The organism is Roseateles sp. GW821-FHT03B02, assembly GCF_059421025.1.
This window is the reverse complement of the sequence record NZ_JBWKUV010000010.1, coordinates 109,026-123,182: the sequence shown is the minus strand read 5'-3', so window position 1 is coordinate 123,182 and position 14,157 is coordinate 109,026. Positions and strand designations below refer to the sequence as shown.

Genomic DNA, 14,157 nt, shown 5'->3' with positions numbered 1-14,157 from the left:
GGCTCAGGCCTTCTGGCTGCCGCAGCAGGAGGCCGGCGCGGGTGCGGTGGCCTCGTAGCGGTCGTGGTGGCGCACCCACTCCATCGTGTAGCCCAGGCCCGCCTCGTCCCGGCCCCGCGGCGTCAGGTCGATCAGGTGGTACGTGCCCATCATCACTTCCACGCCGCGGCCGAAGGTGGAGTAGGTGTGGAAGACGTCGCCCGCCTCGTCCTTGCAGAAGATGCTGATGCCAGGCGCCTCCTCCTGCGGGAAGGGCGTCATGTGGAAGTTGTAGAACACCTCGCCGTCGACGCGGTCTTCGGGCCGGAAGCTGACGTGGAAGTCGCGGTTGAAGTCGTTGCCGTGGGACGAGGCCCAGGCGAACTGCCAGCCCATGCGGCGCTTGAAGGCCTCGATGTTGGAGAGCGGCGCGCGCGAGACGGCCAGCAGCGTGATGTCGCGCTGGGCCAGGTGCGGCGCCATGCCGTCCAGATGGTCGGCCATGAAGGAGCAGCTCTTGCAGCCCTGCTCCCAGCCGGGGCCGAACATGAAGTGCTGCACCAGTAGCTGGCGGCGGCCCTGGAAGAGCTCGGTCAATCGACGCGGGCCGGCGGGCGTGTCGAACACATAGTCCTGCGCCAGCCGCGTCCAGGGCAGGGCACGGCGCTCTTCGGCGATGCGGTCGCGCAGCTGGGTCAGCTCCTTCTCGCGGGCGAGCAGGTTCTTGCGTTCGGCGATCCAGCGGTCGCGGGTGACGATGGGGTGGGGTGTAGTCGGTGCGTTCATCGAGAGACTCCGTGGAGTGAGGAAGGGAACGGGCAATGCAGCGGCTCCACCCGGGGCCGGGTGGGGGTCTGCTCAGGGAGAAATCAGGCCGTGGCCTGGCGCTTGGGGCGGCGCACGGCTCTGACCTTGCCGGTACCGCCGCCGCCAGCGTAGAACAGGGCGGCGCCGTCAGACTCCAGGCCGCTGACGTTGGTGCCCGCCGGCATCTGCAGGCTTTGGAGCACCGTGCCGTCCGTGGGGTCGATGCGGCGGATCTCGCTTGCATCGTCTTCCCAGGTGCCGTGCCAGAGCTCGCCGTCGACCCAGGTCACGCCGGTCACGAAGCGGTTGGATTCGATGGTGCGCCGAATGGCGCCGGTGGCGGGGTCGATCTGGTGGATCTTGCGGCTGCGGTGCTGGCCCACCCACAGGCTGCCCTCGGCCCAGGCCATGCCCGAGTCGCCGCCCTGGCCGGGCGCCGGGATGGACGCGACGACCTCGCCGCTGGCCGGGTCGATCTTGTCGATGCGGGCCTCGGCGAGCTGGTAGAGGTAGCGGCCGTCGAAGGCGGTGCCGGCGTCGCAGGGCCGGGCGATGCGCTGCGTGGCCGCGCCGCTGGCGGGGTCGAAGGCGACGAGGGCGTTGCCGGTGGCGGCCCAGACCTGGCGGCCGTCATGGGTGACTCCGGCGACGCGGTCCGTGCCCTCGAAGGGGCCGTATTCGCGCACGATCTCGGCGGGCTGGGTATCGATGCTCATGGCTTGCTCCTGGCGATGTCGCAACCTTAGCCAAGCGGCAGCGCGGCGGGGAGTAACAAGATCGTCGTGAATCCTGTCAGTGGCGGCGCCAGCCAGCGCCGCGTGCGCGTCTGGCCCACGGCGCGCACGCGGCCCGCCGCCTCCAGCTCGGCCAGCGCGCGCTGCACGGTGCGCTGGCTGTCGCCCAGGGCCAGGGCCAGCGCCGAGGTGGACCAGGCCGCGCCGTCGGCCAGCAGGGCCATCAGCTCGCCGGCCTCGCCTTCGACCGGCGGCGCGAGCACGGCCACGCGGCGCTCGTGCAACGGCCGCAGCGCAAAGCCGCGTGCCGTGGCCTCGATGCCCGCCACCGGCGCGACGAGCTTGCGCAGCCGGCCCATCTCGACCCGCAGCCGCGCGCGGTGCGTCTCGTCGGACTCGCGCAGCCGGAAGGTGCGGGCGATCAGCACGTCGCGCTCCGCATCACCCGGCCAGGCCTCGGCCAGCGCGCGCAGCAGCGTGAAGAGCACGGGCCGGCGCGCCAGCGGCAGCTGCCACCCGCCAGCGCGTAGCCCATGCCGGCAGGCGTCGACGACGAGGGCACCCGAGTCCATCAGCGCGGCCACTTCGTGCAGGCGCAGCGGCTGCCAGGCGCCGTCGCGCAGCAGGCGTGCGGCGGTGTGGTCGAGCGCGGCGCCGGCCTCGGCGATCTCGGTCTGCAGGGCCGGCACGCCGGCGCGGGCCGCCGCCTGCTGCGCCTGGCCCAGGGCCTGCCGGGCCTCGTCCAGCCACAGCGAGCGCAAGGCCAGCTCCACGCGGGCCAGGGCGGCGACGGCCGCGGGCAGAGGCGGCAGCGCGGCGAGGTCGACGGGCGCGAGCAGCTCGGCCGCCGCATCCAGCCGGCCGAGCAGCAGCCAGCGCCGTGCCGCGATCAGCCGCGCCTGCAATGCGTTGGCCGCGTCGCCGTGGGCCTGCAGCACGGCCATCGCGGCTTCGAGCGTGCGGGGGGCGGCGCTGAAGTCACGCAGGGCCAGCGCCACCTCGGCCTCGGCGACGACGCAGCGCGCCCGCGCCGTGGCCTCGCGCACGCCAAAGCCGGCCACGGCGCCGCGCAGCAGCTCGCGGGCGCGGGCCAACTCGCCGAGCTGGGCCATCGCGATGCCGCGCAGGGCCAGGGCGGGTGGGTCCTCGCGCAGGGCCACGCGCTTGAGCGCGGCCAGCGCATCGCCCGCGGCCAGCGCGCGGGCGGCGGCGGAGATCAGCGAGTCCACGTCAGCGCACCGGCGCCAGCAGCAGGCTGCCGTTGCGGTCTTCGGTGATCCACAGCCGCCCCTGCCCGTCCTGGGCCAGGTCGATCGGCGCGCCCACCGGGTGTCTGCCGGCCTGGGCGGCCCGGGCCGTCTGCACGAGGGCGACCGCAGCCAGCAAGGCGGTCCGGATCAGAGGGGTCATGGCTTGATTGTGTCGGTCGCCGCGCTGATACAGCGCAGTGCGCGGCGCTGCCCGCTGTAGCTTCACGCGGCGCGCGCCGGGCGCTGCAATGGCCGCATGAACGAGATGCTGCCCTTCCTGAGCTACTGCGCGCTGATGTCCGGCACGCCCGGCCCCAACAACATGATGCTGGTGGCCAGCGGCGCCCACCACGGCTACCGGCGCACGCTGCCGGCCATCCTCGGCATGGTGAGCGGCGTGGCCACGCTGACGCTTGCGAGCTGCATGGGCCTGGGGGCCCTCTTCGTGGCCTGGCCGACCCTGCACGTGGCGCTCAAGCTGGCCGGCACCCTCTACATGCTGGTGCTGGCCTGGCGCCTGGCCGGCAGCCCGGCGGCCCAGGATCGTCCGCCCGAGGAGCTGGGGTTCGCGCGGGCTGCGCTGTTCCAGCTCGTCAACCCGAAGAGCTGGATACGCGCGGTGACGGTGGCCTCGGTCTTCATGCCCACGCAGCTGGGCCTGGTGGCGGGGGCGTTGCTGGTCAGCGGGCTGGGCGCCATCGTCGGATTCCCCTGCATCTCGATGTGGGCCCTGTTCGGCACCGGCATCGGCCGCTTCCTGTCCAACCCGGCGCGGCGGCGGGTCTTCAATGCCATCATGGCCATCTCCCTGGTCGTGCTCGCCTTGATGCTGCTGCGCTGATGTTTTCGTTGGACCGCGATTCCTCCCTCCCGCTGGCCGACCAGATCGAGCAGCGCCTGCACGGCCTCATCGCCACGCACCAGCTGCCCCCCGGCGCGCGGCTCAATTCCATCCGCCAGCTCGCCGCGCGGCTGGGCGTGAGCCCCAATACCGTCGTCGTCGCCTACGACCGGCTGGTCGCCGCCGGCCTCGTCGACTCGCGCGGCACGGCCGGCTTCTTCGTCACCGACGGACCGGCCGATGCGCTGCCCGACGCGGCGCGCGTGGAGGCCGGCGAGGAGCAGGAGGCCGTCTGGCTGGCCCAGCAGGCCAACGACCAGAAGGCCGGCGTGCTGCTGGCCAGCAGCGGCGCGCTGCCGGCCGCATGGCTGGAAGACGCCATCCCCGCCGCCGCCGTGCAGCGCGGCCTGGCACGCGCCAGCGCTGGCATGGCCTCGCGCTGCCCGCCTCAGGGCCTGCCGGAGCTGCGCGAGCGCATCGCAATGCTGCTTCGCAGCCAAGGCCTGGCCGTGGACGCCAACCGCGTGCTGACGACCTACGGCGGCACCCAGGCCATCGACCTGATCTGCCGCGCCCTGCTGAGGCCCGGCGATTCGGTCGCCGTCGAAACGCCGGGTTATTTCCTGCTGTTCGACCGGCTGCGCCAGGCTGGCGCGAACGTCATGCCAGTGCCGCGCCGACCCGACGGCATCGACCTCGACGCGCTGGACGCGGCCTGCGCGCGCCACCGCCCGCGCCTGCTCTTCCTCCAGAGCGTGCTGCACAACCCGACCGGCTGGGGCAGCACGGCGGCCAACCTGCACCGCGTGCTGATGCTGGCGCAGCGCCACGACCTGCTGATCGCCGAGGACGACGTGCAAGGCCATTTCCACCCCGGCGCGCCGACACGGCTGGCACAGCTGTCGGGGCTGGACCGCGTCATCTACTACTCCAGCTTCGCCAAGGCCATGAGCCCGGCCCTGCGCCTGGGCTACATGGCCGCCGAGCCGGCGCTGATCAAGGCGCTGCTGCGCGAGAAGATCCTATCGGTGCTGACGACTTCGGCCCTGAACGAGTTCGTGCTGCTGGAGGTGCTGGCCGCCGGCCGCTGGCGCAAGCACCTGGACCGGCTGCAGCAGCGCCTGGCCGTGGCGCGCGCGGCGGCCACGCAGCAGCTGCGCCAGGCCGGCGTGCTGCTGGAGCACCCGGGCGAGGGTGGCCTCTTCCTGTGGGGGGCGCTGCCTGCCGGCGTGGACGTGGACGGCGTCGTGCGCGAGGCCTTTCGCAGCGGCATCCTGCTGGTGCGCGGCGCCACCTTCGCGGCCGACGGCGCACGCGACCCGCACCTGCGCTTCAACGCCGCCTTCAGCCAGGAGCCGCGGGTGGCGGAGTTCCTGCGCGAGCAACTCGGCGCGGCGACCACCGCACAGCGCATCGTCGAGCGGGCGCGCAGCCGCGTCAGCTGACGCTCACGGTGTCGCCGAGGCGGATGGCACCGCCCTCGAGGATGCGCGCCGTCATGCCGCCATGCCCGCGCATCGCGGCGTAGCCGCCCGGGCCGATGACCTCTTCCATGCGCGAGCAGGGCGCACAGGGGCCGACGATCTCGATCAGCGCCGCGCCGACGCGCAGCTTGGCATGCTTCAGCGCCAGCAGGTTGATGCCGGAGATGACGAGGTTGCGGCGCAGGTCTGCAGGGTCCAGCGGGCCGCTGCGTGAGAACGCCGCGATCAGCGGCAGGTGCTCCTGCTGGATCAGCGTGAGCTGGCGCGTCGACAGCTCGGCCTCGCCTCGCCGGCCCAGGCGGTCGTCGGCCAGGCCGATGCCGGCCAACGCCATCGTCTGCTCGATGCAGCGCGCCCGGTCGCGCGGCGCGGCACGCACGACGATGGTCTCGACACGGCCCTGGACATGGGCCGGCGGCGTCATGAGATCGCGCAGGGTCTTCATGCAGCCACCTTAGCGCACGAACAATAGGGAGCTGACAACAAAGTTTCGAACTCCGTCGCCTATGAAAGCGAAGTCGACTTCCAGGAAATATGGAGCTGCAAAGTATTGAACTTTGGATGCCGTTCGATTCGCATGGCGGCTGAGGCCAATGTCAATGTTTCGAACGAGCCCGCCGCAGTCTGACGGCCAGGTAGAGCAAACGTTGGCCGCTTGCATTCAGGGACTGAGCCATATTTTTGCAACCCGCCCAGGCCAAGAGACGCTGCAGCTACGGCGACGCAGGCAGCGCTCCACCCCCAAGATCAATGAGCATGCGATCAGCAATTGCTTCCTCGGCTACCCTGACATCGAGCGCCATCATCTGTGCCGACAGGTCATCATCCCAGCTTGCTGCGACCATGGCGCCGGCCAAAGACACCGGCGTCGTCACAGTCGCGGCGGCGCTCACATAGTCGTCAGCACTCATCCGCCATGGCCGCGCCGAGTGTTCACGGATAACTAGGTTGGCTATCCCGATACCGGGCCAATCAAAGTCTCCGTGGTACCAAAGGCGTGCACCCGCTGCGGCCAACTGGGACAGCAGCGTGCGCTGGGCGGCACTAGGCATTCCGTCCGTGCAAACCAACGGCGCACAATCGTGTCCCAGCTGATCGGCTGCGATCGCCACGATGTTGGGGTTCTCGCAGACGAAGACGTCTCGCTCTGCCACGTTCCACGCTGGCGTCGACCGCAACAGCCAGCGAAGTGAAATGAAATCGGGTTCGCCGAGCGGTCCGAGCTGGTGCCGCCCCGCACTTTGATCGCTTGGAACCACCGGCAAGTTCAGAAACAGTGCCGGCCGTGCCAGTTCGTTGACCAGTACACCCGCTGTCGCCCATGTCTCGCGACGATCTTCTTCGATGTCCTGTTCCTCGTCGCTGGCGCGGCGTGCGTGGCGGAGAACGGCTAGGACAATCGAGGACTCAGGCCGCCCGGGGTCCAGCGCGTGAGCGTCACCCAAGACCGCCGCAGCTAATTGCGAGCGTGTCATCCCGCTGGCCGGAAGGAATTTGAGAACCAGCTCGACGCGGCTCAGAAGTTGAGCGGCGACCTGGCTTCGCGTCCCCGAATGACGCTTCACAAGCCCCCGGTTCAGCGCGCTCGCCAGCCATGACGACAGAGAATGGTTGCTGACGCCCTCGAAGACCGCAGCCCAGCCAGCGCGCTGCTCGTCTGCGAGCGCTGCGCGATTGACTATCTGCCCGTCGAGCTTCTCTAGCGCGTCTCGCAACGAGTTCGCCAAGCCCGCTTCGACGAGCATCGCGTCCACCGTAGGCACATCGAGCGTGAAAGAGTTCGTAGCACGCGTGGCCGCGCCTGTCAGCGCTGCCAGCGCCGTTCGCTCGTGTGGTACCAGATTGAGCAAACGCACCCGCCTTGGCAAGTTGCCCTCGTCCTCGAGACGACGCCTCAGTCGCTGACGCAGTAGAGCCAGATCTGGCGAACCAAGCAAACGATGGAGGCGAGAGTCGGCGGTCATGGACGCGCTGGGAAACGGTTGTCAGGGTCGGGCTGCTGTTTCTTGGCCTTCCCGTCCCAGGTCCAGCGCGAGACGAAGACAGCGTCTACATCGTCCCTGCGCTGGAGCTGGCAGATGGATACGCCGGGCAATTCTGCATAGCAGGCCCATTCGCGCTCGCTGGTGATGATGAAGTCCAGATCGAACTCGCGGATCAGGGCCATGCAGTGCGCCCGAGCGGCGTCGTCAATGCCGGCAAATGCCTCATCTAGCAGCATGAGCCTGGGAGCCGTCGCGCCCTCCGCGCGGCCGTAGAAGCTCGCGACGGCGGCAAAGAGTGGCACCGTCAGACCCAGAGCGCGCTCGCCGCTTGAAGCCGGCCCGGACAACTTCTTCCACTGATTGGCCTGCCAGCGCTCGACCTTGAAGCGATGCCACTTGCGGTAGTCAAGGGCGCGAGCCAGCTGGTCGCTGAGCGAGGTGCTCGCCTGAGCACCTGACTCAGCCAGCTCTCGTTCCGCCTTGATGCGCTCCTGCAGCATTCGACCGACGACCTCTCGGTCCTCCGTCGACCATAGGTCAGAGGATTTGTTCAAGAGACGCTTGCGGGCTTCGGTCAGCCCCAAGGGGGCGCCTTCCGCCTCAGACAACGGCTCCCAGAGCAATCTGAACTTCACGCCAGTCGATGTCGGTCGCTTCTTCAGTTCCTCGTTGATTGCGCTTACGTGGTCGTCCGCCATCTTGAGCAAGCGCTGCACCTCGGCAGCGATCTCCGCCTGAAGATGGCCTTCGAGGATTTCTTTTTCTTTGTTGGTTAGGAGCTCGCTGCGGTCAGCGATCTCGCGTTCGAGCAACTTGACCAGGCGGCCGGGCTGCTCGGACTTGTTTTGATAGACCACACGAACGACCAGGCCGAAGTCGGTCTGCTCGCCTGTGCATTGGTACCCCAAGCCAGACAGCGCGGTCTGCAAAGCGCTCAGGTCATCGTTGATGTGCTTCTGTACCTTGTGCCAGGCATCGTCGCTATCGTTGACGTGCGCGAGCGCCTGCTCGAGTCGCCGCGCCAGGGTCAGCGCCGGCTCGACAGTCCAGGGGGCGACAGATTCCGGTACCGCAATCTCGGGCGCTCCGGCAGCCAAGATGCCGCTGACCGCAAACTGCTGCAGCTGGGACACCACGGTCGCACGTGTTGTCGTCTGCGCGTTCAGTTCCGCCTGCCTGTTTTCGAAGTGCTGGGCTGCGATGGCTCTCTTCTCGCCAGCTCGCTTATTGGCATCACGTGCGCTGTCTTGCGTTTCCTCGCACTGCCCGACCAGCAGCCTCAGGCGTTCGAGTTCAGCCATCAACTCCTTAACCTTCAATCCAACGGTCGACTCCAGCGTTCGAAGCTCCGCGTCAGCGATGGTCAATTCTTCTTGCCGCTGAAACTCCTTTCCAGACGCCTCTTCGAGCGCTGCCTGGGCCTCGTCGCGTCGCTGCTCCTGCAGCGCAAGCTCCGGTCGAAGCGTCCTCAGCGCTTGGGCAGCGTCAAGGAACTTTGTCAACTTGGCTTCGTAGGTCAGCAATGCTTCCTCGATGGCCACCAGGGCTTCCGCCTTAGTGGGCAAGCACAAGTCAGCAGCATCCAATTCCAGCTTGTTGATGGCCGCATCAAGGTGTTCCTTGGCTTCGGCGAGTTCGCGCTCGGTTTGGTCGAGCCGGACGGCGGCACGTCTCTCGCTTTCAATCACCGCAACGCACTTGTGATGCCAGGACCGAACCAGCGACTCGGAGGGCGCGGACTGCAACTCAGAGCGCGCGGCATCCTTGCGAGCGGTAATCGCCTCGATGCGTGCCTCCAATGAGGCTATCGTCTGGTCAAGCTCGTCCAGCAAAGCGTCGATCTCCGCGATCCGGCGTGCCCGCGCCAGCGCTCTGGACGTGGCGCCGATATAGGAGGCCTCGGACTTGTGCCAAGCCCCGGAAACCGGGCCAATTCGATAGCGCCCGTTAAGACCGACCCACGCTTCGTCTCCGGAGTCAGCCTCATCGCAGGCGATGCCTTGGAGCAAGCGTTGCACAACGGCGGCCGAAGTGGTTTGACCCTCGACGGAAACAGGCACCAGCCAATGCGCCAGTGAGCTCACTTTGGGAGCTCGAGCCACCAACGTCGTGTCAAGCACCGCCATCTCGCCATCTGCCGCTACCAGTTCCCCGTTCGGAGATACCCAGGCATCCAGAATTCCCGAAGCCTCTAGCGCCGCTTCCAGCGGTGCCCGCTTCTCAACGGGTAGCCCCTCTGCAAAGTCGACCAGTTTCCAGAACGGTGATCCGTCCCGCTGAGCACGTGCCTGTGGATCTCTGGCCGTCGGTGCCGGTGGCTCGGGGTCAGTTCCGAGCAGCAGCGCTTTGCGTTCGGTCTGCAAGGTTTGGAGCTGACGCTGGGCGGATTGGCGCTCCGATTTGATCGCCGCCTCGTCGTCGGACAAAGTGACTACGGCCGAGGCATGGGCTGCGTCCAGGGCTTGCCGGCCTGGATGTTCCGGCGGCACGTTAAGTACCCACTCGCCGATTGCGGTCAACGTGTCGTCCTGGTTGACGCGAAGCTCACGCAGTTTGCCAAGATGCTCGCTCCAAGACTCGACGTGTGAGCGCCCTTCTTGGTCAAACTTCTCCTCGGTCTCAGCGCGCTCCTCACGGGCTGCCTGGAGGTCATCAAGCGCTTCGTCGCGTCGTCGCTGGCGACCATCGAAGTTGGCGCGCTGACGGTCCACTGCAGCCATCAGTGAGCGAACCACGCTCAAGCCCTTGCGGCGCTCCGTGGCAACACCGTGCAACGCGGCTCGCTCTCGCTCGTAGGCGCTAGGTTCGAGCGTGTGCAAGTGGGCGCCGCCCGTCACGAGAAGCACGTTCTCGAGCACGTCATCCCCGAGCTTCGCTGAACTGGCCGCCGTCAGGCTCTCCCCGGAAGCCAAGTCAGCGCTCTTGACATGCACGTCCACGCGGTTTGAGTACTCCTGAAACCGCGATGAGGCGGCGTCCGCTTTCTTCCTGGCTTGCTCCACGGCCCTCGCGGCTTCTGCGAGTTCACTCCTGCTGCGCGTGACCTGTGCTTGAGCGCGGTCAAGGCGCGTGGCATCCGCGTTGGCAGGGTCTTCCTTCAGCACTTCCCACGACTTGCGGGCATCTGCGAGGGCGAGATCGGCCTGCGCCTCGTCCGCGATGGCGATCCGCTCCTCTTCCGCTGCCTCGACGGCCTTCTCCTCGGCATCGTTGCGGGCCTTGCTTGCGTTGTCAAAGTCCGTATTGGCCTTTCGCAGCAGCCTTGCCTCGCGTCGAGTCCGCGTTGCTGCATAGGCCCGGTAGCGTTGCTCGAAATGCCGCACCGCCACCGACAGCGCGTTGTACTGCTCTAGCGTTTGACGCTCGTCCTCGAGCTTTCCGAGGGCATCGGCGACATCCACCAGCATCTTGTCAGCGATCGGCGGGAGTGCCTGAGTCAGCGCCGCAGACAACGCGGCCTCGTCGGGCTTCTTCGACAGTTGGGGCTGACGCAACTGGATCAACGTGTCGATGAGCGCGTCATAGCGAGCCGTGCCAAGCCCGAACAGGCGTTCATCGACGGCCCGGCGATAGGCAGTGGCCGTTGGATAGATCTGCCCGTGGCCTTGGATGGCTCCTTTCAGGCGCTCTTTGTTGAGCACCTGCCGCTCCGTCGACAACAGCCAAAGATCGCGGTTCATGCGCGGCGAGTTGGCGCCCCCGTCCAGCATGAAATACCAGGCATCCGGCTGAGGTTTGGCCGCAGTCGCCAGCATCCCAGCGCCCAGCGTTACGAACTCAGGCTCGCCAGTTGCCGTGAGGCAACCGAACTCGATCCAGGCGTAGCCGATGCGCCGGTCATAGGCATTGCCCATCAAGAGGTTCCACGACATCTTCTTGCCACCGTCGCCGTCCGGTTCGATGCGTGACGATTTCAAGTTCGCATCCAGCAGGAAAGGCATCGTCAGAGAGAGAACCTTGGACTTGCCCGTGCCGTTGTTGCCTCTCAGAAGCAAATGCCCGTCGTTGAACCAGAACTCTTCACTGTCGTAGTGGAACAGCGCGATCAGACCCAGCCGAAGCGGCTTCCACCTCCGCGTCGTTGGCATGGGCAGATCGACGGTCCGCGCCTCTTGAGCATCAATCATGGTCAAACTCACCAGACAGAAGACTAGGGGATGCGGAGCCAGATTTTGAGTTTGCCCCCTGCACTACGACATCCTTCAGCGAAAACCGAAACATCGCCGGCATCGGAATGACTGAACCATCGTCGATCCGCACCAGATGCAGCCGTTCGAGCCGGTCCAGCGCCTCTTTGGCCAAGTCACCTTCAGAGCCTGCCTGTCGCGCGGCCACACGCCAGAGCTTCCCGAACCTCTCACGCACACCGGCAATGAAGCTCTCGACTTGGTCAATGGTCGCTGTGGGCGCTTCGATAGGGCCGTTCGCTTCTGAGGCCTTCAAGAGCGAGCACAGGTACTCGGCTACGAGCAGCGTCACGTGTGCATCGGTGCCCTCGTCTGGCATAGAGACGTCGGTCAGCTGACCGTCGACGTCGACGAGTGCGGTCCCTTCGAGTCGCTGCTCCGGGGAGAGACCCGTCGCGTCGCAGATACGCCGCGCCATTGCCCCCCGTTGATTGGTGAAGTATGCGAGGCTCGCATCGTCCAACTCGTCCAGGTAGACGACCGGATCGTCGAGTAACCGACGTGCCAGCGCAAACCGCAGAACAGCCGTACGACCGTCCTCGCTGTCTGGTGCGTACTCGGCGCACAAGGCAGCCATCCGGTCATCGAACGTCACAGGCTGCTCATCCTCTGGCCAAGTCGACGGGCCGCGGGCGCACGCAAGCACATTGGCCAGCAGCCGACGGTTGACGTCGTAGAGCGCATCACCCTCACCACTTGAAACCTGGACGAAGGCCTCCTCGTCGCCGGCCACTCTCGAGAGCACCCCGAACTCCAGCAGCGTCTTACAGACGGCCACCAGCTCCTTGCGCTCATGGTGCGACTTGAGATCGAACGTGAAGGATCTGTTTTCCAACAGTGGGTCAGCCGCGGCGACCAGCAGCTGCTCGCCGAGCGTACGGAGCGTGACTTGAACATCCGCTCTCTCGAGGACGTAGCAGGCGAGGCTGAACAGAACGTAGCGACGTCGATCGAAACCCGATAGTCCACGCGTGTCGTCAGCCGTATCGCCCGGCCGTTTCTGCAGCCGCACGCCTTCGCGGTAGCTGAGTAGCGGCCAGCCGGCCTCTCGCATATACCAATCGCCGAGTGCATCGGCATGCCGGCGCACCAGTGCGAAGTCAGGATGCATTGACGACATCAAGGGGGTCATCAATGTCGCGCGAACTGCCGCGCGGAATTCGTCTTGCTGCCGGTGCTGCTGCAAGCGCCCGATACTGCGGCTATCCAGAGACTTCTTCATCTTGTTCATGCATCGGAGATCGTGAGCAAGTGGTCTTGACCGCTGAACCAACCGTTTTCAGTTTCGATGACGGCCCGCGTGTTGGCACCAAGGGGTTCCAGCTTGATCTTGTGCAGTCCATCGCCCGTCAGGCGCTCCACGGCCATGTCAGGCCGACGCTGTTCGGACAGTGCCTCCGCCAGCAGGCTAAGAAAGAGCGCGAACTCTTCGCGGTTGAGGACTCCTAATTCGGACAACTTGCCGGCCCGACCGGTTGCCAGACGCGCCCGAGCAGCTTCGACCTGCATGGCTTCCTGCCGAAATTGATTGGCGAGGGCTCTGCGTTCCTCAGACCGGTCTCTTTCACGCGGCAGTACACCGCGAGGACTGGCCTCGCCGTATTCACGCAAGCGCGGATGAATGGCAAGCGATGGCCCTTTAGCCCAAGACGTGTTCGGAGAAACGGTTTCGTCGCTGGCCGGAACCAGCGAGAAGTGCCGTGCAGGGTTAAGCCCAAAAGCCGCGCGCGCCATCCGGTGCGTCTGGGAGTCGTTCTCGCAGGCGGCGAACCAATAGGCCAGGGCGCGGAAGTCCGCAGATCTGTCGCTACGCCCACTGCGCCGGTCGTTGACGGCGCCGATCGCGCTGAGCAGTTGCGGAATGGCCGTCCTTGCCCGCGCTCGCAAGTGATCTGATTGGGAGGGCTCGTAGCCGGTGCTCAGAAACCAGCCGCGAAGTCCCTTCCAGCGCTCGGTCCAAGTCTGCCAATGCCGAGTCGTCGCATCCAGGGCATCGGCTTCATTGCCGGGTGCCGCATCCGTCGCCTCGCGCTGCGCAACCTCCCAGAGAAGCGATCGCATGAAGGGTTCAAGCGCAACAATCAACTGGCCGATGCTCTCCGAGCGCCGCACGAGATCACCCAGGAAGCGGTTGATGTAGTCGATGAGCTGCTTCTTGTAGCGTGCCACGGTCGTGGCCTCCGCGCGCTGCAGATCGACTCCGCGAGCAACTCCCGACATGAACGCCTGCGCGTTCTCAGCCAATCCCTCGAACCGGTGCACCAGGTCCCGCAGCCCCTCATGGACCTTGATGACATCAGGCGGGCCCTCGGTGACGAGGAAATGAAGTGCCTTTAGCCGCGTCGCGATATCCTCGAGCGCTACCGACTGAAGTTCGGCGCGGCGCTTCATTGCCTCTGAGAACACCTCAAGCGACGATTCAACGGCTTCGCCGCCCAACGAGAGTCGATAAAGGAAGCGCGCTCGGTAGAAGTCGGCCAAGTTCGAGACCCGCGTGGTATCCGGCTGGGACTCCAAATTGCCCCAGTCCGTCAGCTGCTGCAGCGCTAGCGCAAGCTCCTCGGGCGTGGGTCGAGCATCACCCCAAGCGCCCTCCAGCAAAATCTCGTCCGGCCTCAGAGAAAGCCTGAACTGACGTCGTGCCGAGGCGAAGACACCCAAAATACTTCGATAGATGCGAGCCTTGTCAGCCGTCACGTGGCTGAACAGCTTGGTGTGTTCTTCCTTCATGGAACCTCCTCCCAGGCGGTAGCGGCGAAGTCGACGAGAAACGAACGGTGCGGATGGACGTCAAGCCGACACGCATCGGCGCTCAATTAGGACGTTGTCGATAGCTCATGGCGTGAGCTAGCAACCCCTATCGAATTCTTTAAGCCCACAAAGCATCTAG

11 protein-coding genes are annotated in these 14,157 nt (G+C 66.3%); 2 read left to right on the top strand and 9 right to left on the bottom strand.

What is annotated here, in order from left to right; genetic code table 11:
• Positions 1-3: 3 nt before the first annotated feature.
• The 4 genes from AC07VX_RS23355 to AC07VX_RS23340 all read right to left on the bottom strand — a co-directional run bounded on the left by AC07VX_RS23355 (position 4) and on the right by AC07VX_RS23340 (position 2,930).
• Positions 4-765 carry a DUF899 domain-containing protein gene (locus tag AC07VX_RS23355; RefSeq protein WP_493166982.1) on the bottom strand — a complete coding sequence of 254 codons (762 nt, stop codon included), beginning with the start codon at positions 763-765 and terminating at the stop codon, positions 4-6.
• A gap of 83 nt (positions 766-848) precedes the next feature.
• Positions 849-1,502, bottom strand: a complete 654-nt coding sequence (locus AC07VX_RS23350) for a Vgb family protein (protein ID WP_493166983.1) — start codon at positions 1,500-1,502, stop codon at positions 849-851.
• Positions 1,503-1,528: 26 nt separating this feature from the next.
• Positions 1,529-2,749, bottom strand: a complete 1,221-nt coding sequence (locus AC07VX_RS23345; RefSeq protein WP_493166984.1) for a helix-turn-helix domain-containing protein — start codon at positions 2,747-2,749, stop codon at positions 1,529-1,531.
• A 1-nt stretch (position 2,750) separates the two neighbouring features.
• Positions 2,751-2,930 carry a hypothetical protein gene (locus AC07VX_RS23340; RefSeq protein ID WP_493166985.1) on the bottom strand — a complete coding sequence of 60 codons (180 nt, stop codon included), beginning with the start codon at positions 2,928-2,930 and terminating at the stop codon, positions 2,751-2,753.
• A gap of 96 nt (positions 2,931-3,026) precedes the next feature.
• Between AC07VX_RS23340 and AC07VX_RS23335 the strand changes: the two genes are divergently transcribed.
• The gene (locus tag AC07VX_RS23335) at positions 3,027-3,611 is read left to right on the top strand and encodes a LysE family translocator (protein ID WP_493166986.1); all 585 of its coding nucleotides are present in this window, start codon (positions 3,027-3,029) and stop codon (positions 3,609-3,611) included.
• Complete coding sequence (locus tag AC07VX_RS23330; protein ID WP_493166987.1) at positions 3,611-5,056, top strand: aminotransferase-like domain-containing protein; 1,446 nt, start codon at positions 3,611-3,613, stop codon at positions 5,054-5,056. Before AC07VX_RS23335 ends, AC07VX_RS23330 begins: the two co-directional genes overlap by 1 nt.
• Here AC07VX_RS23330 and AC07VX_RS23325 read toward each other — a convergent pair.
• From AC07VX_RS23325 to AC07VX_RS23305, 5 genes are all read right to left on the bottom strand, one after another.
• Positions 5,049-5,540 (bottom strand): MOSC domain-containing protein, encoded by a 492-nt coding sequence (locus AC07VX_RS23325; RefSeq protein WP_493166988.1) that lies wholly within the window; start codon positions 5,538-5,540, stop codon positions 5,049-5,051. The two genes, AC07VX_RS23330 and AC07VX_RS23325, sit on opposite strands and share 8 nt — an antisense overlap.
• A gap of 268 nt (positions 5,541-5,808) precedes the next feature.
• The gene (locus AC07VX_RS23320; protein WP_493166989.1) at positions 5,809-7,059 is read right to left on the bottom strand and encodes a TIGR02679 family protein; all 1,251 of its coding nucleotides are present in this window, start codon (positions 7,057-7,059) and stop codon (positions 5,809-5,811) included.
• Positions 7,056-11,207, bottom strand: coding sequence for a TIGR02680 family protein (locus AC07VX_RS23315; protein ID WP_493166990.1), 4,152 nt, complete (start codon positions 11,205-11,207; stop codon positions 7,056-7,058). The genes AC07VX_RS23320 and AC07VX_RS23315 overlap by 4 nt, the downstream gene beginning before the upstream one ends.
• Positions 11,200-12,498 carry a TIGR02678 family protein gene (locus AC07VX_RS23310; RefSeq protein ID WP_493166991.1) on the bottom strand — a complete coding sequence of 433 codons (1,299 nt, stop codon included), beginning with the start codon at positions 12,496-12,498 and terminating at the stop codon, positions 11,200-11,202. The genes AC07VX_RS23315 and AC07VX_RS23310 overlap by 8 nt, the downstream gene beginning before the upstream one ends.
• Positions 12,495-13,997, bottom strand: a complete 1,503-nt coding sequence (locus tag AC07VX_RS23305) for a TIGR02677 family protein (RefSeq protein WP_493166992.1) — start codon at positions 13,995-13,997, stop codon at positions 12,495-12,497. Before AC07VX_RS23305 ends, AC07VX_RS23310 begins: the two co-directional genes overlap by 4 nt.
• Positions 13,998-14,157 lie beyond the last annotated feature (160 nt).